Here is a 19,088-nt window from a genome sequence, read left to right on the forward strand (position 1 = left end):
AGCAAAATTCACTATTGACTTTTGACAATCATCAACAATATAGATAAAAGCTCGGCTTTCCGGGCTTTTATTTTTGCGTAAAAAAGTGAAAACACAACAAAAAATTAATCTATATTTGTAGCTATGGATTATAAACAGCTAATTATTCGCGGAATATCGTACAGCCAAACCCAGTCGGGGGCGTACGCATTGTTACTGGAACATGAAGAAACACATATAAAATTACCTGTTGTTATAGGAAATTTCGAAGCCCAGTCTATCTCTCTTGGGTTGGAGAAAGATATTCATCCACCGCGTCCTCTTACTCATGATTTATTTACAAAATTTATAGTTTCTGCCAATTATGAGTTAATTTCTGTCATCATCTATCAGATTGTAGACGGAGTATTCTTTTCAAATATCAACTTTAAAAATAAAGTCACCGAGGAAGAATTGATCCTTGATGCCCGAACTTCTGATGCTGTTGCAATGGCGGTAAGATTTGATGCCCCTATATTTACCACACAGCAGGTTTTAAATGAAGCAGGGATATTATTGGAACTGGAAGATGTTTCAAAAGAAGAGCAGTCTTTCTCAGAAACTGTACAGACAGAAGATAATTTAAAATCTCTTTCCATGGAAGAGCTTCAGAAATTATTGGAAGATGCCGTTAAAGAAGAAGACTATGATACCGCCCTTGAAATCCAGGAAGAAATCAAGAGGAGGAAAAAGAAAATTGACTAAAGAGATACTTTTTATATAAACTATGAATTTAAAATTACGACTGACCATCCTCAGTTTTCTCCAGTTTTTTGTGTGGGGAGCATGGCTGATAACGATGGCAAACTTCTGGTTTGGCACCAAACATTGGGAAGGAACTCAGTTTGGAGCTGTGTTCGGAACAATGGGAATTGCTTCCATCTTTATGCCAACCATTACCGGAATTATCGCTGACCGCTGGATCAATGCGGAACGCATATTTTCAGTATTACACATCCTTTATGGGGTTATTCTTTTCATTTTACCTCATTCCGCAGACCCGAATTCTTTCTTTTCGGTAATGCTTGTAGCCATGTGTTTCTACATGCCTACTATCGCACTTGCAAACTCCATTTCTTATACGATCCTGAAAAATAATAATCTGGATGTCGTAAAAGATTTCCCCCCCATTCGTGTATGGGGAACTATTGGTTTTATTGTAGCGATGTGGATCACGAATCTTAGTGGAAACAAAGCAACAGAAGGTCAGTTTTATATTGGAGGTGCAGTAGCCATTTTCTTAGGTATTTACGCTCTTACATTACCAAAATGTCCGCCACAAAAGCTGATTGATAAAAACTCACCATTATCCGAGCAATTAGGATTGAATGCATTCAAGCTTTTTGGAAATTATAAAATGGCGTTATTCTTCTTATTTTCAATGCTTTTGGGAGCGGCACTTCAGCTTACCAATGCTTATGGAGATGTTTTCTTAAGTGAATTTGCCCATTTCCCTAAATATGCGGACTCGTTTGTAGTTCAAAGATCTACCATTATCATGTCAATTTCTCAGGTTTCAGAAACCCTGTTTATTCTGGCAATTCCTTTCTTCCTGAAGAAATTTGGAATCAAAAAAGTAATGTTGATGTCAATGTTAGCATGGGTTTTAAGATTCGGCTTCTTTGCATATGGTGTTCCGGATGGATTTGGACTTTCATTAATCATTCTTTCATGTATTGTATACGGAATGGCTTTCGATTTCTTTAATATCTCAGGTTCTCTTTTCGTAGAAACGACCACTGATAAAAAGATCCGTTCTTCGGCTCAGGGCTTGTTTATGATGATGACCAATGGTTTCGGAGCTGTTTTTGGAAGTTATATTGCAGGATGGGCTATTGATAAATTCTTTACCCATAAATTTACAACAGCTTCAGATTTGTCTAATTATCTGCAAACTACACCGGATAATCCTACTTTTCTGGAAATTTTAAAGAACAGTTTCAACTCAGCTGTGAACGCAGACGGAACCCTTTCCGCTGTAGTAATGGTAAAAGACTGGCAGCAGATATGGCTTTCTTTCGCAATTTATGCGTTGATACTGGCGATTTTCTTTGCCGTATTGTTTAAACATAAACACAATCCGGAAGATGTTTCTTCAGTAAAACATTAATCTAAACTTACATTTATTGAAATATTAAATTGCATTTTTGAAAAAGAATGCAATTTTTTTGTTTTAAACCCTTGTGCTGTCTGGAATTTATTTGTTCAGAAAGACTTTACTCCCACTTTTGACAACACAATGCTTTGCTGAAGAAAAAATATGGACTTCAGATTGGTATATAAATAGCAAATGTTAATTTTTAATTTGATACTAAATCACTATTTTCATTGTTTAATAAATAAAAATATGAAAGCTTTTTTGTGTCTAACAAGTGTTCGGGTACAGAATTCCTATTTTTAAAACACACTCTTTAAAAGTGTGTTTTTTTGTATTTTGGCACTTTAGTAAATATGAAAAATATTCAGTTATTAGGATTACTGTTAGTAATTGTAGGTAGTTTTTTACCCTTGGTACATGTGCCTATCATCGGGAATTGGAACTATTGGAAGCTTGATCATTATCTGGCCATAGCATGCTGGATTTTTTCCGCATGTGCCGTTTTTGGAATCGTCAATAACAGTGCAAAAATTGTAAGGTTTTTTGGTATTCTGCTTATCCTTTTATTTGCATTTACCTTATTCGCTGTAAAAATGCAGTCCTTACAATATTTCAGCTTTTTACCCTTCAAATCCTGGCAGGAAACTTTTGCAGGAATCGTTAAACTGAAATGGGGATGGGTTATAGAATTTTTAGGAGCTTTTCTTCTGGTTTTTGCAGGAGGAAATAAAAAAGTAGATAACAGAACACAAATATAAAAATGAATCTTTTAAAACAATTTTCAGCAGGAGTTCTGTTGGCTGCAGCTATTCAAATTCAGGCTCAGGCAACAGAGCAGAAAAAACCGGATAGCCCGCCTAAATGTACCAATATCAAAGAAGGTAAATTTGTAAGACCCAATTACCCGGAAGGGATATGGTATATGACCATTAAAGATAATGTTCAGACCGAATATTTTAATAATGGAAAAGATTATATAAAATCAACATTGGTTTTTATAGATGACTGCAATTACAAAGCAATCGTAATGGAGAAATCAGATAAAAATGATCCGGCACAGGTAGGAGATGTTTTCAACAATAAAATAGTAGCCACACAAGATAATCTTCTGAAAGTGAATACTAAGATTGAAGGAACATCATTCGACGTTGTGTACGTAAAAGTAAAATAAATTCTAACTATAAAAATGGAACACTGGTTCCGTTTTGGCTAAATAAAAATTATATACATGAAAGAAGTATTCATTGTTTCCGCAGTAAGAACACCTATGGGGAGTTTTATGGGAAGCTTATCAACAGTTCCAGCTACAAAACTGGGAGCAACTGCTGTAAAAGGGGCATTAGATAAAATCGGTTTAGATCCTAATCAGGTTCAGGAAATCTATATGGGAAATGTTCTTCAGGCAGGAGAAGGCCAGGCGCCGGCTCGTCAGGTAGCTTTAGGAGCAGGTCTTTCAATCAATACACCTTCTACTACAGTTAATAAAGTGTGTGCTTCAGGAATGAAGGCTGTAACAATGGCTGCTCAGGCAATCAAAGCTGGTGATGCAGAAGTAATTGTTGCAGGTGGTATGGAAAATATGTCTTTAGTTCCTCACTATTACAATGCAAGAGTTGCTACAAAGCTAGGCGATATCAAAATGCTTGACGGAATGGTACTTGACGGTCTTACAGACGTATACAACAAAGTACATATGGGAGTATGTGCAGAAAAATGTGCGGTAGACTATAATATCACAAGAGAAGATCAGGATAACTTCGCTGTTGAATCTTACAAAAGATCTGCAAAAGCGTGGAGTGAAGGTAAATTCAATGAAGAAATTGTACCGGTTTCTATTCCTCAGAGAAAAGGAGAGCCTGTAATCTTTGCTGAAGATGAAGAATACAAAGCTGTAAACTTCGACAGAATTTCAACACTTCCTACCGTATTCAAAAAAGAAGAAGGAACGGTAACAGCTGCTAATGCATCTACTCTGAATGACGGTGCTTCTGCATTAATTCTTGTTTCTAAAGAAAAAATGGAAGAACTTGGATTAAAACCTCTTGCCAAAATCGTTTCTTACGCTGATGCGGCACACGAGCCTGAAAACTTTACGACTGCTCCGGCTAAAGCACTACCTATCGCTCTTAAAAAAGCAGGATTAGAAGTTTCTGATATCGATTTCTTCGAATTCAACGAAGCTTTCTCAGTAGTAGGATTGGCAAACAACAAAATCTTAGGATTAGATGCAGCTAAAGTAAACGTAAACGGAGGAGCTGTAGCTCTTGGACACCCACTGGGAAGTTCAGGATCAAGAATCATTGTTACATTGATTAACGTACTGAAGCAAAACAATGCAAAATACGGTGCCGCAGCAATCTGCAACGGTGGTGGAGGTGCTTCTGCTATCGTGATTGAAAATATCTAATATTCTGTTTCAGAATATATTGCCATTAAGGAATCGATAATTTTTTTAAAAACTTATCCATTTCTTAATGGTTTTTTTATTTTTGTGCTACTAATATATATTTGAAATGTCTGAAACTGAGAATCGACAGCCTAAAAACATAAAGAATAATCCGAAGATTATGAAAGCCTGGGCTGTATATGACTGGGCAAATTCCGTTTATTCCCTGGTTATTACCTCTACTATTTTCCCTATTTATTACTCTATCCTTACCACAGCGTATGAGAAAAAGGAATACGTAGCAGAAACCAAAACATGGATTGATGTCCCGGTAAGACATTCTATCAAAATTTTTGGAGAAGGATATCAGCCGGATGCCGTATACGGATATTCACTTACGATATCGTTCTTTATCGTAGTATTATTGTCTCCGTTTTTATCTTCATTAGCAGATACCATCGGAAACAAAAAATCTTTCCTGCAGTTTTTCTGTTATCTGGGAGCAACATCTTGTATGGGATTAGCCATGTTTACCGGAATGCACAATGTATTTCTGGGGCTCTTATTCAGTATTACTGCCAGTGTAGGGTTCTGGGGAAGTTTAGTGTTTTATAACTCGTTCCTTCCGGATATTGCTACACCAGACAGGCAGGATGCGCTTTCTGCCAGAGGATATGTGTACGGATATCTGGGTTCTGTAGTTTTGGTAGTAATCTGTTTAATTTTGATCCAGGTTTTTGCCAAAGGAGCTGCTCAGCAGTTATTATTTACAAGAATCAGTTTTCTGTTAACAGGTGCATGGTGGTTCGGTTTTTCCCAATATACCTTCAAACATCTTCCTCAATTTGGGGATGTGAAAGATAAACTTCCTAAAGATTTGGTATTGCTGAATTATAAAAATATCTTCAAAAAGCATGAAGAGCAGGGAGGTTTCTTTGAAGTTTTTAAAGATAACCTGAGCTTCTATAAAGATATTGCAAAAGAAAGTTTCCACGAACTGTTTAAAGTAGGAGGAGAGCTTTTCAAAGATAGAAATCTGAAATTCTTCCTATCAAGCTTCTTCTTTTACAGTGTCGGAATGCAGACCATTTTCCTTATGGCTACTTTATTCGGGAAGAGTGAAATCAATCTTGCTCAGGATAAACTGATCGGAACCCTTTTGGTTATTCAGATTGAAGCCATTATCGGGGCTGTTATTTTCTCAAGATTATCCAAAAGAATTGGTAATAGAAACGTAATTTCAATTGCGATTGTACTTTGGATAGTAGCGTGTTTGTGGGCTTATTTCCTGAATAAAGAAAATCCAACGGTAGAATATCAGTTCTATGGAGTTGCAGCAGTAGTAGGGTTAGTAATGGGAGGACTTCAGGCGATGTCCAGATCCACTTACTCAAAATTACTTCCGGAAAATTCAATGGAGAACACTACTTACTTCAGTTTCTATGATGTATTGGAGAAAATTGCCATCATTATTGGAACATTCATCTTTGCAACATTGATTGAGCATTTTAACAATATGCGTATTGCCGCTTTATCAATGACCATATTTTTTGGTGCAGGATTGGTTTTAATCCGATTCCTGAAGGTCAAAATGAGAACTGATAGAGAAACATTATAAAATTAAAAGACGTTATTTTTAACGTCTTTTTTTATTCTTTAAAATAAAAAACACCTATTTGATAGTTTTGTTTGATTTATTTTATGTACATGTAATAAATATTAAAATACAGTAATGATTTTTCACTATGTTTTGATTTTTTTGTTTATTTGTAAAAATGACAAAATTACCAAAATCATGAAAAAGTTTCTACTAATTTGTTTTTTGCAATGTTTTATTCTTGGTTTTTCTCAAAAATTAAAACCTGTTGCTCAAAAAGTTTCGGAATTTCATAATGAAAAAACAGAGCTTAAAAGCTATGATCTATTTGAACTCAATAAAACTACAGATAAATCAGACGAATACAAGCGGGCTGCAACTGATATCAGTGTTATGTCTCTGAAGTCTGCAGAGTTGAAAAGATTAATCAAAGATAAACCAGATTTTCTTGAAATATCTTTTCCCTTTGATGGCAGACAAATCACTGTTGAAATGTACAAACATCAAATCCTGACCAGCGATTTTAAAGTAGTTACAGATAAAGGGAACGCAGTACCATATACACCAGGAGTTTACTATCAGGGAATTGTAAAAGGGGATAATGCTTCTATTATTGCTTTTAGCTTTTTTAATAATGATGTTGTAGGAGTGGTATCCACTCCTGAATTAGGAAACATAGTAGTAGGAAAAGCTAAAAATTCTGAAGATTTTGTAAGCTATTCAGATTCTAAATTAACAGGTTCCAATCCTTTTGCATGTGATGTAGATGGTCTGAAAGAAAACCAGGTTCAAAGACCTGTTTTTAACCCTAATAATACCAGTAAAAAGAAAACAGATAACTGTGTAAGAATATACTATGAAGCAGGTTTCGGTCCTTACACCCAAAATGGAAGCAATACAACGACAACAACCAATTGGGTGACAGCCATGCACAATAACGTTTCAACACTGTATGCCAATGAGAATGTGAATGTGGCATTAAGTGAAGTTTTTGTCTGGACAACTACTGATCCTTATACTGGATCACCAAGTGCAATTTTGAGTCAGTTTAGAACTACAAGAACCAGTTTTAACGGAGATGTTGCACAGTTATTAAGAAACCCTGCTACAACAAGTATTGCTTATGTTAATTCATTATGTACCAATTATAGATATTCTTATTGTGGAATGAATCTGAACTATCAGAACGTACCTGCTTATTCCTGGAATATAGAAGTAATGACCCATGAACTTGGGCACAATTTAGGCTCACCACATACACACTCTTGCTTCTGGAATGGAAATAATACCGCTATTGATGGATGTGGACCTGCATCAGGAAATAACGAAGGATGTACTGCTGCTCTTCCTCCGGCCGGTGGTGGTACCATTATGAGCTACTGCCATTTGGTAAGCAGCGTAGGAATTAATTTTGCAAACGGTTTTGGAGTACAGCCAGCAACGCTGATCCGAAATACAGTCGATTCAAAAGGATGTCTTGGAACCAATTGTACAACATCTTGTACTGCAACGATCTCCAATCTTACGATTAATAATATCACACAAAACTCAGCAAATGCTACTTTTACAGATGCTGCCTCTACATCATGGAAATATAAGCTGACAACAAGTAACGGAACATTAATATCTTCCGGAAATGCAACAGCACCTTCTTTTAATTTTACAAGTCTTCAACCGGCTACATATTACAGATCAAGTGTAGGAACAGATTGCAGCGGCCCTAATGCTTTCCAGTTATCACAGCTATTTTTAACAGATGGAGCATGGTGTGACGGAACTCAATTCTTAGATACGGGAGGTTTAGCAGGGCAGTATAAAGATAATGAAGAATTGGTAAAAACATTTTATCCTACTTCTGGTTCTTCTATGACCATGACATTTACGGCATTCGATCTGGAACAGGGCTACGATTTTATGTCTGTATATAATGGTTCTTCTACAGCGTCACCATTATTTGCCAATGGAAATAATCTAAGTGGAAGCACAATTCCAGGTCCGTTTGCATCAACAGATCCTTCAGGGGCAATAACCGTAAAATTTGTTTCTGATGGAGGGGTAACAGGAAATGGATGGAATGCAAATTTCTCTTGCAGTGTCCTGACAGTGGAAGACATCAAGATAAAAAATAACTCAATTGATATTTACCCGAATCCTGCTAAAAATATGATAACCCTCTCTTCAAAAGAAAGGCTGAAAGGGTATAAAATCTATGATGAAGCCGGAAGACTGGTGCTTTCAGATTCTTCTTTAAAAGGGAATAAACAGGAAATAAATCTTTCCTCAATTCAGACAGGAAACTATGCGATTACCATTAAAACAGAGACACAGACCATCAACAAAAAGCTGATCAAACAGTAATTTTTAAATAATTTATGATGAAAGCCTGATAATCTCAGGCTTTTTTTGTATATTTCATAGAAAAATTTCGGCCTGAGTTTTGCTTATATTCAGCGGAATAATTTTTAACTTTGCAAAAAGATTTATTGTCAACATGACCAACCCTTTATTTTATGCAAAAATAATTCTGTTCGGAGAATATGGAATGATCGAAGATTCCCAGGGACTTGTAGTACCTTACAGTTTCTATAAAGGAACTTTGAAATTTTCAGATCTGAGTTCTGATTTTGAACTTAATTCCAACAGACATCTGCAGAAATACTCTGAATTTCTTACAGCACTTGACCTTTCCGACGATTTTAAGTTGGATATCGAGAGCTTCAAAAACGATATTTCGAACGGACTTTTCTTTGATTCCAATATTCCTCAGGGATATGGAGTGGGAAGTTCAGGAGCCTTGGTAGCTGCTATTTTTGAAAAATATTCAGTTAGCAAACTGAATCCTGAGAACATTTCAAAAGATAATCTTAAAAAATTAAAAGCTGTTTTCGGAGAAATGGAAAGCTATTTCCATGGAAAAAGTTCTGGAATGGATCCACTGATCTGTTATATGAATCTTCCAATTCTGATCGAAAATAAAGAAAATTTAGACAGGGTAAATATTCCAGAAGGAGAAGAAGGAAAAGGAGCTATTTTCCTGATTGATTCCGGAATGACAGGAGAAACAGGACCTATGATCCAGATTTTCTTTGAAAAAATGAAAACAGAAGGTTTCCGTAAAACCCTGAAAGAAGAATTCATCCGTTACAATAACGCATGTATTGAATCTTTCCTTAAAAAAGACATGAATCCTTTCTTCAGAAACCTGAAAAAACTTTCTCACTGGGCATACGAGCATTTCCGCCCTATGATTCCTGAAAGTATTTTTAATATCTGGAAAAAAGGTCTGGATTCTAATGCTTATTATCTGAAACTATGTGGTAGTGGCGGTGGCGGCTATATCTTAGGATTTACCAAAGATTATGCAAAAGCAGAAAAAATGCTTGAAGGCTTCCAAAAAGAAGTGATTTACAGATTTTAAACAGATTGGAATGAATTCTGAAAAAGAAACTTTCCAATCTAAAAACTATGTATCAAAATCTATATTTTACAGATTTTCACAATTCGTGGGCTTTCTCCTCGGAGCACGTTTTTTTGTAGCTGCTCTGCTGACATTTGCCCTTTATGTTTCTACTTTTTTCCTGTTCAATCAGGATGAATCCTTTCAAAAATTCGTCTTCGATTTCAAAGTACATGGTATTATTTTCTGTACGGTTCTTACGATACTGGCAGGTGGTATTATTAATCAGTTCTATGATATCGAGAAAGACCACATTGTAAAACCTTTCAGAACAAGGGTTCAGAGTTTCATCAAACAGAAATATTTTTTATATGCTTATCTGGCTCTCAGTGCTATTTCTTTAGGGGTAGCCTGGATGATTTCCCATAATGTATTTGCTTTCTTTGTGGTTTATCAGTTCTTTATGTGGTTTTACAGTCATAAACTAAGCAGAATACTGATTGTAAACAACCTTACTTTTGTCAGCCTTACCTTATACCCATTTTTTGGAATGATGGTGTACTATGAAACGTTTTCCAAAAAGGTCTTTCTGATGGCTGTTTTTCTTTTTCTTATCTTGCTGTGTATTGATATTGTAAAAGATACCCTTACCAAAAGTGTAGATAAAACATTTGGATATACTACCATTCCTAACTATTTTAAAACCAGAAATACAAAAATCATACTGACTTCTTTACTGATGATCACCATGGCAGTTTCTATGAAAATCATCACCAAAACAGGAGTTACTGGATTCATGGCTTATTACTTTGCCGGAGGGCTTTTTGTTATGATTCTATGCATCTATCTTCTTATTAATGCATCCCGCAGGAGTAACTTCTTTACATTGAACGTATTACGTTTTTGGGTTTTTGTAGGAATTATTGCAATGCTTTTAAACGGAATAGAGCATAAATTATAAAAAAAATTCTTTAAATAAACTGAGGTTATTACTACCTTTGCCTAACTAAATTTAATAAATAGGAATGCCCATTTTTAACGATACAAAAGTCGCATTTGCAGACAAGTCTGATGCACAATTGAAAAAGGCTTACTGGATGTTTAAAATGATTGAACAGCCCGCTCTTACAAGCCTTGGAACATCTGTCCTGAATTTTACAGTACACAACAACTTTCCTTTCGTTACCGGAATTGTAAAAAGTACCTTATTTGCCCAGTTTTGTGGTGGTGAAACCCGCGAAGAAAGCATGAAAGTTGTGAAACAGCTGTTCAAAAGAGGAGTTGGAAGTATTTTCGATTACTCTATTGAAGGAAAAGAAGATGAAGCAACTTTTGATGCGGTATGCAAAGAAATTAAAGACATTGTTAGATTCTCGGTGGGAAATCCGGCAATTCCTTTTATTGTGTTTAAACCTACGGCTTTCGGAAGGATTGATCTTTATGAAGCAGTTGGAAAAGGGGCAGAACTTACTACCAGCCAGAAAGAAGAATGGGAAAGAGTCGTGAAAAGATTTGATGAAGTATGCAGTCTTTGCCACGAAAATGATAAAAAAGTAATGGTAGATGCTGAAGAAACCTGGATGCAGGATGCAGCAGATCACCTTTGCGAAGAGATGATGGAGAAATATAACCAGGAAAAACCTATCGTTTGGAATACAATTCAGATGTACAGAACCGGAAGGCTGGAATATATGGAAGCTAATCTTCAGAGAGCAAGAGAGAAGAACTACTTTATTGGTTATAAGATCGTGCGTGGTGCTTATATGGAAAAAGAAAGAGCCAGAGCAGCAGAAAAAGGTTACGCAGATCCTATTCAGCCAACCAAAGACGCTTCAGATAAAAACTACAATGCAGGAATTGATTTTGTCATGAATCATCTGGACAAAGTTTCAGCGTTTTTCGGAACCCATAATGAAATCTCTTCAGAGTTGATTATGGATAAAATGAAAGCAAAATCTCTGGAAACCGACAATCCTCATGTGTATTTCGGGCAGCTTTATGGGATGAGTGACAATATTACTTTCTATTTGTCCGATAAAGGCTATAATGTAGCTAAATATCTTCCATATGGACCCGTCAAGGATGTTGTACCTTATTTAACGAGAAGAGCTCAGGAAAACACCTCTGTAGCCGGACAAACCGGAAGAGAGCTGGGACTTATCAAGAAAGAACTAGAAAGAAGAAAGAAGTAATAAGCAATTAAGATTGCTCTTAATATTTATCAGGCCCGCAGATTTGCGGGCTTTTTAATTGGTTTAAATCAATTAAAAGAGGGAGGGAATTTTTTGAATTTGCAGTTTTGGATTATAAATCAAAATTAATAATAATCAATATAATTTCTACTTACATTAATTATATGTTAGAATAATTTGATTTTTATTGTTGATTTGGTTTTAAATATTTATATTTGGTATAGCCATAAAAAAAGCAATGTATGAAAAGACCTTATTTACCTCTATAATACCTCCAACAGGATCTTTACAACACGATAAACAGAACAGATTACCCTTTAATAAATAACCGAAATTATAAAAATATAGTTGTGGAACAGATGATGCAGTAAGATGAAAACTTCATCTCTTTAATTTCCCATTATATTTCAAAAATAAAATAAAGCAATAGCTTTAGTTTTCTTCTTCAAATATTTTTTAACCTGATCATTTTTTGATCAGGTTTTTTAGGGCTCAAAACTTTCGAATTTTCCATTTTCATAGAACAGAACAATACGTTTTATTTTACTTTGTTGATTTCCAAACAGTTGCCCTAAAATCTGATCACCAGGATTTTCTAATCGCTGAGAATCCGGTATTTTTTCCGGAGCTTTATCTTGGGCAGGTATAAACGATTCTCCAGAACTTGATTTTGGAGCTTCTACCTCTGTTTCATCACTTCCAAATTCATCATCCTCATTCATCATAGTAAAGAGATCGGGGAGTGGAGTTGTTTTTATTTTCTCCTCTTCAGTATGTTCTTCATAAGTTTCGGTTTCGGGCAGCTGAGATTTCAGCATCTCACCTTCACCGGTAACCAGCCAGTCCCACAGAAGTTCCGGAAAGCGGGATTTTATTTTTATGATAAACTCAAGAGACGGTTTGTTTCTTCCGGAAGTAATATGCGAAATAGAGGAACGCTGCACATCTATCTCATCAGCAAACTCAGAAGGAGTAAGATTAGAATACTCTATAATTTTGGAAATTCTTTCATTTAAACTCATAAAAATAAGCCTTTAATTATTTTACAAATGTAACTCTTATAATTTACAAATGCAAAACACAAATGTAAATAAATGAAAATAATATTTGTATACATTTGTAATATGTATGTAATTATTTTAAAATCAACCCATTATTATATAGTTACAATTGTATTTAACTGTTATAACAATCTACTATAGGACTTCTGAACAGGTATCTTTAATATAGTATTGGAGCATGGTTTACCCCTGAATATTGGTTTAAAAATGTAAATTCATGCATTTTAAAGGGTTATTTTGTCCCTTAAATCTCTTGAAAAATAGAGTATACATTATTAAACCAACTAAATTTCTTTTAGGACTTTAATTATAGATAAATATCTTATAAAAGCCATATAAAAGCACTTTTGTGAATGTTACATAGGTAAATTACTGATGTAAACACACTATTTTAAACCTATTTTGGATGTTATTGGAGAGAAATAGTATTTCTGTTAAGCAACAGTTTTTATTCTGAATTAAAATGCTTCAAAAAATGACTGTTTGATTAAACTTTAAAAGGAAAATAGGATTTTATAAGCACTTTACATATGTATACGGTATTAAATTACAGTGTTATCCACAATTTTAATGTTTAGGAAAATAACCCTCAAATGGCAAAAATAGTCTTTTTATACACTTAAAGTACTATTACAAATACAATTGAGATAAATTTTATAAAGTATTGATTTTTAATAATTTAATTATATTGTTTTAAATTATTCGCAATCCACAATTTTATCAACAGACAAATTGTCTTCTGATAGTGTTTAACAATGTTACAAGTGTTAACACGCTTTTAAAGTTTAAAAATGCTAAGATTTAAACCTTGTAAACGATTTTTAAAACAGGTGTCAAATGTAAATTTGTGAATTTTGTCCATATTTACAAATGTTAATTAAAGTTTTGACTAAAAATGGCTAAATTTGATTCCTGTAAACAATTCCCAAAATGAATTTTGAACAGATCTATTCTCAAACCCCCGATTTCTCAAATCGCTATATTTCCCCTGAAAAATTATTTTCTTATCTACAGACCAATCTCAGCGATTATATTCAGGAGATCGGAACATCCTATTTAGATAAACCTATTTATCAGTTAAGCATCGGAACCGGAAACATTCAGGTGTTAGCCTGGTCTCAAATGCACGGCAATGAATCCAACGCTACTCATGCTATGCTCGACCTTTTGGTAAGCCTTGATAAAGCTCCGGAAATGAAAGACGATTTATTCAGTAAAATAAAACTCGATTTTATATTCATGCTGAATCCTGACGGATCTGAAAGATGGACCCGATTGAATGCAGCCGATATTGATCTGAACAGAGACTTTCATAATGAAGCAAGTAAGGAGATTAAATTTCTGAAGAAAGCAGCGGCCTCTAAGAAATATGATTATGCATTAAACCTCCATGAGCAGCGAACGATTTTTACGACCGATGGCATTCATCCTGCTACACTTTCCTTTTTGGCACCTTCTGAAAACGTAGAACGTACTGTGACGGAAAACAGAAAAAAATGCATGGCAGTAATCGGAAGTGTTTATAATCATTTAAAGGAAATGATTCCCAATCAGATTGGAAGATATTCTGATGAATTTATCCGACTTCTACAGGAGACAACTTTATCAAAGCCGGAATGCCCACGATTTTATTTGAAGGCGGTCACTTTGTAGATGATTATACCAGAACAGGAACAAGAAAATATTATACGATAGCTCTTTATTATGCATTAAAGGCGATCAGCGAATTAAACTCCGATAGTACAGGCTGGGAAAAGTACCTTGAAATTCCGGAAAATCAAGAAACCCATTATGATTTAATTTACAGAAATGTAAGATTGAATACTGATCATGAATGTATTTTAGATATTGCCGTTCAGTATAGAGAAATAAAAGAAGAAGGGAAGAGCGAAATTTCATTCCTTCCTTTTGTAATGGAAGCCGGAGACGTTAAAAAAAGAAAAGGCTGGAAAGAAATAGACTGTACCGGAAAGAAATTTATTTCTGCTACTAAATATCCAAAGCTGGATTCTGTGGTGGATTTTACAATTGAAGATTAAAAAAACTTATTTTTATTTTTGAACCATTAAGATGTAATAAGAGTTTAAGAGTATTAAGATAAGCTTCGCTTTAAGCTTAAAAATCAGAATGATTTATCTTAACTATACTTTATTCCTTAAGTCTTACTTAATGGTTTTACTATACATCCAAAAAATAAAGCCGATAATTTAAATTATCGGCTTTATTTTTTATTATTTTCTATAATTATTTTTTGTAATAGATTAGCATTAAATTGAACATAAAATATTTAACTGGCTTTAGCCAAAACCTAATCTCGGAAATTATAGAATTTAGATTTTACTCAAGAATAAAAGTTTAGTTTACCACTTTAATTCCGTTTGCTACAAATCTGATCTCTTCTTTTGGCTGCGTAATCGCATCAATTTCAGACTGAGGCTTTTTAGCATCTTCAGCATAATGTTTCTGTTCATTTACAGAAGTTACCTTTCTTTCTGCATTTCCTTCCAATACTACATTCTTACCTTTTAGGGCTGTAGGCACGAAGAAAGCATAGTCTTTCATTTTCACAAAAAATTTGGAATTGTCTTCTGTCTGAATGGTAAGCCAACATCCTTTTTTGTCACAAACATCGGTTACTTTTCCTTTAACGGATACATTCTCAACCTTTTTGTTATCTTTCTTAAGCTGTTTATTTAATTTATCTACTGAAACCGCTTTGGATTCAGCAGAAGAAGTTACCTGATCTCCGTAAGTATCACCTACCAAAGCTTTTCCTTCCGGTGGTCCGGATTGAGCAAATGCTAATGAAGAAGCTGTTAACGCTGCACCCAATACAATCGTTTTAAATTTCATATTTATTATTTTTTCCAAAAGTACTAATTAAAATTGAATCCTGACAGCATAAAAAATAACAAAAAACAAGTGTTTTTAATGTATTTTCAACAAAATTGAAAATAAAAGGCAGATTTGATTATATTTGACGCCTATACTTGACTATGCAGAAAAAATTAAAACTATGGGATGCTATCATGCTCGTGATGGGATCTATGATTGGAAGCGGAATTTTTATTGTAAGTGCTGACATGATGAGGAATCTGGGATCCGGATACTGGCTGATTGTGGTGTGGGTGATTACAGGAATAATGACGGTAGCCGCTGCCATAAGCTATGGAGAACTATCAGCGCTATTTCCGAAAGCAGGAGGGCAATACACTTATCTGAAAGAAATTTTTGGAAAAAGAATGGGTTTCCTTTATGGCTGGGGATTATTTACGGTGATACAAACCGGAACGATTGCAGCCGTAGCAATGGCTTTTGGTAAATTTACAGCGTATCTTATTCCTTCTCTCAACGATGCAGCACCTATTTTTCAAAGTGGTGAATTTAAAATTACCTGGATACAGATTATGGCGATTGCAGTTATTATTTTGCTTACCTACATCAACACCAGAGGAGTAGAAAGCGGGAAAATTCTTCAGAATATCTTTACAGGTTCTAAAATTATTGCATTATTAGGTTTAATTGCTGCTGGTTTTATATTGGTAGATATCTCTCATTTATCAGAAAACTTTAGCTGGGGTACCGATTCATTTAATAATCTTAAAAAAGATCTGAGTGGTAATTTTCTTAAAGAAGGCTGGGAACCTATTGGAGGAATGACTCTTTTAGGTGGAATTGCTGCAGCCATGGTAGGCTCTGTTTTCAGTTCTGTGGCTTGGGAAAGTGTAACATTTGTTTCCGGTGAAATTGAAAACCCTAAAAAGAATGTTGTAAAATCCATGATATATGGTACTTCTGCTGTAATGATTCTTTATATTGCGGTAAACTACGTATACTTAAATGCATTAGACAGAGACGGAATTGCATTTGCTGCCAATGACAGAGTAGCAGTATCAGCCTCTCAGAATATTTTTGGAAGTGCAGGAACGATCATCATTGCTTTATTGGTAATGATTTCTACGTTTGGATGTAATAACGGATTGATTCTGGCAGGTGCAAGAGTTTTTCAGACGATGGCAAAAGACGGAATGTTCTTCAAGTCAGCAGAAAAAAACAACAAAAATGAAGTTCCTGAAAATGCTTTATGGATGCAGGGAGTTTGGGCTTCCATTTTGTGTCTGAGCGGGCAGTATGGAAATTTATTGGATATGATCTCTTTTGTGATCGTTTTGTTCTATATGATTACTGTTTTTGGAGTTATTTATTTAAGAATGAAACAACCAGATCTGGAAAGACCTTATAAAACATGGTTATATCCGGTTACACCTGTGGTTTATCTTATAATAGGAACCTGTTTCTGCATTTTATTGTTAATCTATAAACAGCAGTATACATGGCCTGGCTTTGTATTGGTATTACTCGGGCTTCCGGTATACTATTTTATCAACAGGAAAAAGCAGATGCTTAAATGAAATAAAAATATAACAGATTACAAGGTCTTCAATTCAGTTTGAAGACCTTTCTTTTTGAATAATATTTAGAACATTATATTTATTATTTGGTGAAAATGCGTATTTTGGTATTCCGTTTTTAGATAAGCGGGAACCATGAAGTAAAAACTAAAAGTTATGGATACACCAAATTACAGAATGCCTTTCGTACCGTCTACTTTAATGACCGAAGGCGGAAGTATCGATACCTGCGATATGGGGGAAAGTATTGCCCACAATATTATGCTGCTGATCACCACCAAAAAGGAGAGAACAGATATGATGAAAACTATGGAAACGATGTCTGGAACCTTGAATTCGATAATGGAGTTACAAGCGCCATCTGGGAAAGCGTTTTTATCAAAAGCCTAAGGAGACAGATTCAGGAATATGAACCAAGAATTGTAAACCCGCAGATTGATGCTCACATCCAGTTTGTAGAGCACAGCTACGATACTAAAGAACACACCGAAATTAAAAAGAAAGTAAGAATTGCCATCAATGCAAAAATGGAAGAAACAGGAGAACGTTTCAGTTTTTCAACAGAGCTGTTTCTAAGCCCAATGTCTATTGATTAATATTTTTAACAGCGAAAGAAAATTATGAATTTAGATCAGAATATATATTCCAAAGAATCTGTAAAAGCAAGAATGCTGCAGAATGCCACAAAAGTATGGGGATTGAGAAGCCCTCAGTCTTTAGATCCTTTTGTAAAACTTTTAATAGACGCATTCAGTACAGAAGTTTTTAAAGCGAATAATGAAATACAAACGGTAAATGCCCGTATCTTAGAAAAACTGGCAAAACTTCTTACACCGTCTATTTATACACATCCTATTCCTGCCCATTCTGTGGCTTTTACACAGCCTTATGATTCATCCGAAATTTTATTGGAACACACGGAGTTTTTCTTCCGTAAACAGATGACTTCCACAGTAAAATCAGAATCAGATAAGCAGATTAATATTCCTTTTACTCCGGTAGGAAATGTGAGAATCAATAAAGTTCACACCTCCATTATGTTTGTAGGAAATACCTGCTACAGTATAGATGACAGGTTCAATAAAATTCCTATTGCAAGATTTCAGGGAAGACCTGAAGATTACAGAAAAATTACAATTGGAGTAGATGTCAGTAAATATGTAAGTGAAAATTTTCCAAAATATCTGAGTGTATTCTGTTCCAATCCGGCTTTTGAACACCTTGATTTTGTGTATAAATTATTGCCGTATATCAACGTGACAAGTAATGGTAATCCTCTGTTTGTAAGAGAAGGATTAAGCTATCTTACAGAAACTCAAAATGATGGTTATGAGCAGATGTTCAAAGAACAATCAATCAGAAATAAAGTAATTGAGGATATTAAAAGTATCTACCGCCATAAATTTATTGAGGTAACAGGAATTTCTCAAAGTCTGTTCTCAGAACCTGGACAGCTTCCACAGAATCTTGATTTTCTTGCAGAGAAAGAAGAAATTACCAAATTCCTGGATAATAAACGTTATCTGTGGCTTACATTTGAGTTTCCACCACAATTTTCAGCAGAAATCCTTGATAATTTCTCCTTTGTTCTGAATGCTTTTCCCGTATACAACAGAGGCTGGAAAAAACAGAATACAGCCTTGACATCATGGGGAATAATATTCCTTTGGTTACCGATGAAGGGGAGCATTTCCTTTATGTGGATGAAGTACAGGACGGTGACGGAAGAAAGTATACCGAAATTCCTTTTACTCCGGCAGATGACCTTAAAAAAGGTTTATATACAGTAAGAAAAGGAGGAATGGAACGTTTCACCAGCAGAAATGCAGTGGATATGATTGCCAATGTTCTGGAACTGACAAGAGATGAAATTGCCGCATTTTCATTGCTGAACAGAGATAATGTAAAAGGAGTTCTTAGTGAAATG

The 19,088-nt window shown here is 34.9% G+C and carries 15 protein-coding genes and 1 pseudogene; 14 read left to right on the plus strand and 2 right to left on the minus strand.

Translation table 11 applies throughout. From position 1 onward, the window contains the following. Window positions 1–123: 123 nt before the first annotated feature. From BOQ62_RS12925 to BOQ62_RS12970, 10 genes are all read left to right on the plus strand, one after another. Window positions 124–723 (plus strand): bifunctional nuclease family protein, encoded by a 600-nt coding sequence (locus BOQ62_RS12925; RefSeq protein ID WP_129040068.1) that lies wholly within the window; start codon window positions 124–126, stop codon window positions 721–723. A 22-nt stretch (window positions 724–745) separates the two neighbouring features. Further along, complete coding sequence (locus BOQ62_RS12930; RefSeq protein ID WP_129040070.1) at window positions 746–2,128, plus strand: nucleoside permease; 1,383 nt, start codon at window positions 746–748, stop codon at window positions 2,126–2,128. Window positions 2,129–2,469: 341 nt separating this feature from the next. Then, window positions 2,470–2,874, plus strand: a complete 405-nt coding sequence (locus BOQ62_RS12935) for a hypothetical protein (RefSeq protein WP_129040072.1) — start codon at window positions 2,470–2,472, stop codon at window positions 2,872–2,874. A 2-nt stretch (window positions 2,875–2,876) separates the two neighbouring features. Further along, window positions 2,877–3,287, plus strand: a complete 411-nt coding sequence (locus tag BOQ62_RS12940; RefSeq protein ID WP_129040074.1) for a hypothetical protein — start codon at window positions 2,877–2,879, stop codon at window positions 3,285–3,287. Window positions 3,288–3,344: 57 nt separating this feature from the next. Then, window positions 3,345–4,523, plus strand: a complete 1,179-nt coding sequence (locus BOQ62_RS12945; protein ID WP_129040076.1) for an acetyl-CoA C-acyltransferase — start codon at window positions 3,345–3,347, stop codon at window positions 4,521–4,523. Between the two features lie 106 nt (window positions 4,524–4,629). Continuing rightward, window positions 4,630–6,120 (plus strand): MFS transporter, encoded by a 1,491-nt coding sequence (locus BOQ62_RS12950; RefSeq protein ID WP_129040078.1) that lies wholly within the window; start codon window positions 4,630–4,632, stop codon window positions 6,118–6,120. A 177-nt stretch (window positions 6,121–6,297) separates the two neighbouring features. Next, a complete protein-coding gene (locus BOQ62_RS12955) occupies window positions 6,298–8,457 on the plus strand; it encodes a M12 family metallo-peptidase (RefSeq protein ID WP_228414070.1) in 2,160 nt (719 codons plus the stop codon). Window positions 8,458–8,590: 133 nt separating this feature from the next. Next, window positions 8,591–9,517, plus strand: coding sequence for a mevalonate kinase (locus BOQ62_RS12960; RefSeq protein WP_129040079.1), 927 nt, complete (start codon window positions 8,591–8,593; stop codon window positions 9,515–9,517). 10 nt (window positions 9,518–9,527) lie between these two features. Further along, complete coding sequence (locus BOQ62_RS12965) at window positions 9,528–10,457, plus strand: UbiA family prenyltransferase (protein ID WP_129040081.1); 930 nt, start codon at window positions 9,528–9,530, stop codon at window positions 10,455–10,457. A 64-nt stretch (window positions 10,458–10,521) separates the two neighbouring features. Continuing rightward, complete coding sequence (locus BOQ62_RS12970) at window positions 10,522–11,688, plus strand: proline dehydrogenase family protein (protein ID WP_129040084.1); 1,167 nt, start codon at window positions 10,522–10,524, stop codon at window positions 11,686–11,688. 485 nt (window positions 11,689–12,173) lie between these two features. Here the strand turns inward: BOQ62_RS12970 and BOQ62_RS12975 are convergent, their stop codons facing one another. Next, complete coding sequence (locus tag BOQ62_RS12975) at window positions 12,174–12,710, minus strand: helix-turn-helix transcriptional regulator (RefSeq protein ID WP_129040086.1); 537 nt, start codon at window positions 12,708–12,710, stop codon at window positions 12,174–12,176. A gap of 969 nt (window positions 12,711–13,679) precedes the next feature. Here BOQ62_RS12975 and BOQ62_RS12980 point away from each other — a divergent pair. Further along, window positions 13,680–14,788 (plus strand): annotated as a pseudogene (locus BOQ62_RS12980) (M14 family zinc carboxypeptidase). A gap of 316 nt (window positions 14,789–15,104) precedes the next feature. Here BOQ62_RS12980 and BOQ62_RS12985 read toward each other — a convergent pair. Next, complete coding sequence (locus BOQ62_RS12985) at window positions 15,105–15,602, minus strand: DUF4920 domain-containing protein (RefSeq protein WP_129040088.1); 498 nt, start codon at window positions 15,600–15,602, stop codon at window positions 15,105–15,107. A gap of 143 nt (window positions 15,603–15,745) precedes the next feature. On the opposite strand from BOQ62_RS12985, the gene BOQ62_RS12990 reads away from it, so the two are divergent. The 3 genes from BOQ62_RS12990 (at window position 15,746) to BOQ62_RS23280 (ending at window position 18,951) form a co-directional block, all read left to right on the plus strand. Continuing rightward, entirely contained in the window at window positions 15,746–17,161 is a 1,416-nt protein-coding gene (locus BOQ62_RS12990; protein WP_129040090.1) for an APC family permease, read from the plus strand. A gap of 177 nt (window positions 17,162–17,338) precedes the next feature. Further along, window positions 17,339–17,551, plus strand: coding sequence for a hypothetical protein (locus tag BOQ62_RS24280; protein WP_410494195.1), 213 nt, complete (start codon window positions 17,339–17,341; stop codon window positions 17,549–17,551). A 230-nt stretch (window positions 17,552–17,781) separates the two neighbouring features. Further along, the gene (locus BOQ62_RS23280; protein WP_228414072.1) at window positions 17,782–18,951 is read left to right on the plus strand and encodes a type VI secretion system baseplate subunit TssF; all 1,170 of its coding nucleotides are present in this window, start codon (window positions 17,782–17,784) and stop codon (window positions 18,949–18,951) included. Window positions 18,952–19,088: the final 137 nt, after the last annotated feature.

The sequence above is a fragment of the Chryseobacterium sp. CH21 genome (assembly GCF_004119445.1).
Lineage (GTDB): Bacteria > Bacteroidota > Bacteroidia > Flavobacteriales > Weeksellaceae > Chryseobacterium.

Coding starts and splice junctions, on each gene's coding strand:
- BOQ62_RS12925 (WP_129040068.1), top strand. CDS start 124: ATGGATTATAAACAGCTAATTATTCGCGGAATATCGTACAGCCAAACC.
- BOQ62_RS12930 (WP_129040070.1), top strand. CDS start 746: ATGAATTTAAAATTACGACTGACCATCCTCAGTTTTCTCCAGTTTTTT.
- BOQ62_RS12935 (WP_129040072.1), top strand. CDS start 2,470: ATGAAAAATATTCAGTTATTAGGATTACTGTTAGTAATTGTAGGTAGT.
- BOQ62_RS12940 (WP_129040074.1), top strand. CDS start 2,877: ATGAATCTTTTAAAACAATTTTCAGCAGGAGTTCTGTTGGCTGCAGCT.
- BOQ62_RS12945 (WP_129040076.1), top strand. CDS start 3,345: ATGAAAGAAGTATTCATTGTTTCCGCAGTAAGAACACCTATGGGGAGT.
- BOQ62_RS12950 (WP_129040078.1), top strand. CDS start 4,630: ATGTCTGAAACTGAGAATCGACAGCCTAAAAACATAAAGAATAATCCG.
- BOQ62_RS12955 (WP_228414070.1), top strand. CDS start 6,298: ATGAAAAAGTTTCTACTAATTTGTTTTTTGCAATGTTTTATTCTTGGT.
- BOQ62_RS12960 (WP_129040079.1), top strand. CDS start 8,591: ATGACCAACCCTTTATTTTATGCAAAAATAATTCTGTTCGGAGAATAT.
- BOQ62_RS12965 (WP_129040081.1), top strand. CDS start 9,528: ATGAATTCTGAAAAAGAAACTTTCCAATCTAAAAACTATGTATCAAAA.
- BOQ62_RS12970 (WP_129040084.1), top strand. CDS start 10,522: ATGCCCATTTTTAACGATACAAAAGTCGCATTTGCAGACAAGTCTGAT.
- BOQ62_RS12975 (WP_129040086.1), bottom strand. CDS start 12,710: ATGAGTTTAAATGAAAGAATTTCCAAAATTATAGAGTATTCTAATCTT.
- BOQ62_RS12985 (WP_129040088.1), bottom strand. CDS start 15,602: ATGAAATTTAAAACGATTGTATTGGGTGCAGCGTTAACAGCTTCTTCA.
- BOQ62_RS12990 (WP_129040090.1), top strand. CDS start 15,746: ATGCAGAAAAAATTAAAACTATGGGATGCTATCATGCTCGTGATGGGA.
- BOQ62_RS24280 (WP_410494195.1), top strand. CDS start 17,339: ATGCCTTTCGTACCGTCTACTTTAATGACCGAAGGCGGAAGTATCGAT.
- BOQ62_RS23280 (WP_228414072.1), top strand. CDS start 17,782: ATGAATTTAGATCAGAATATATATTCCAAAGAATCTGTAAAAGCAAGA.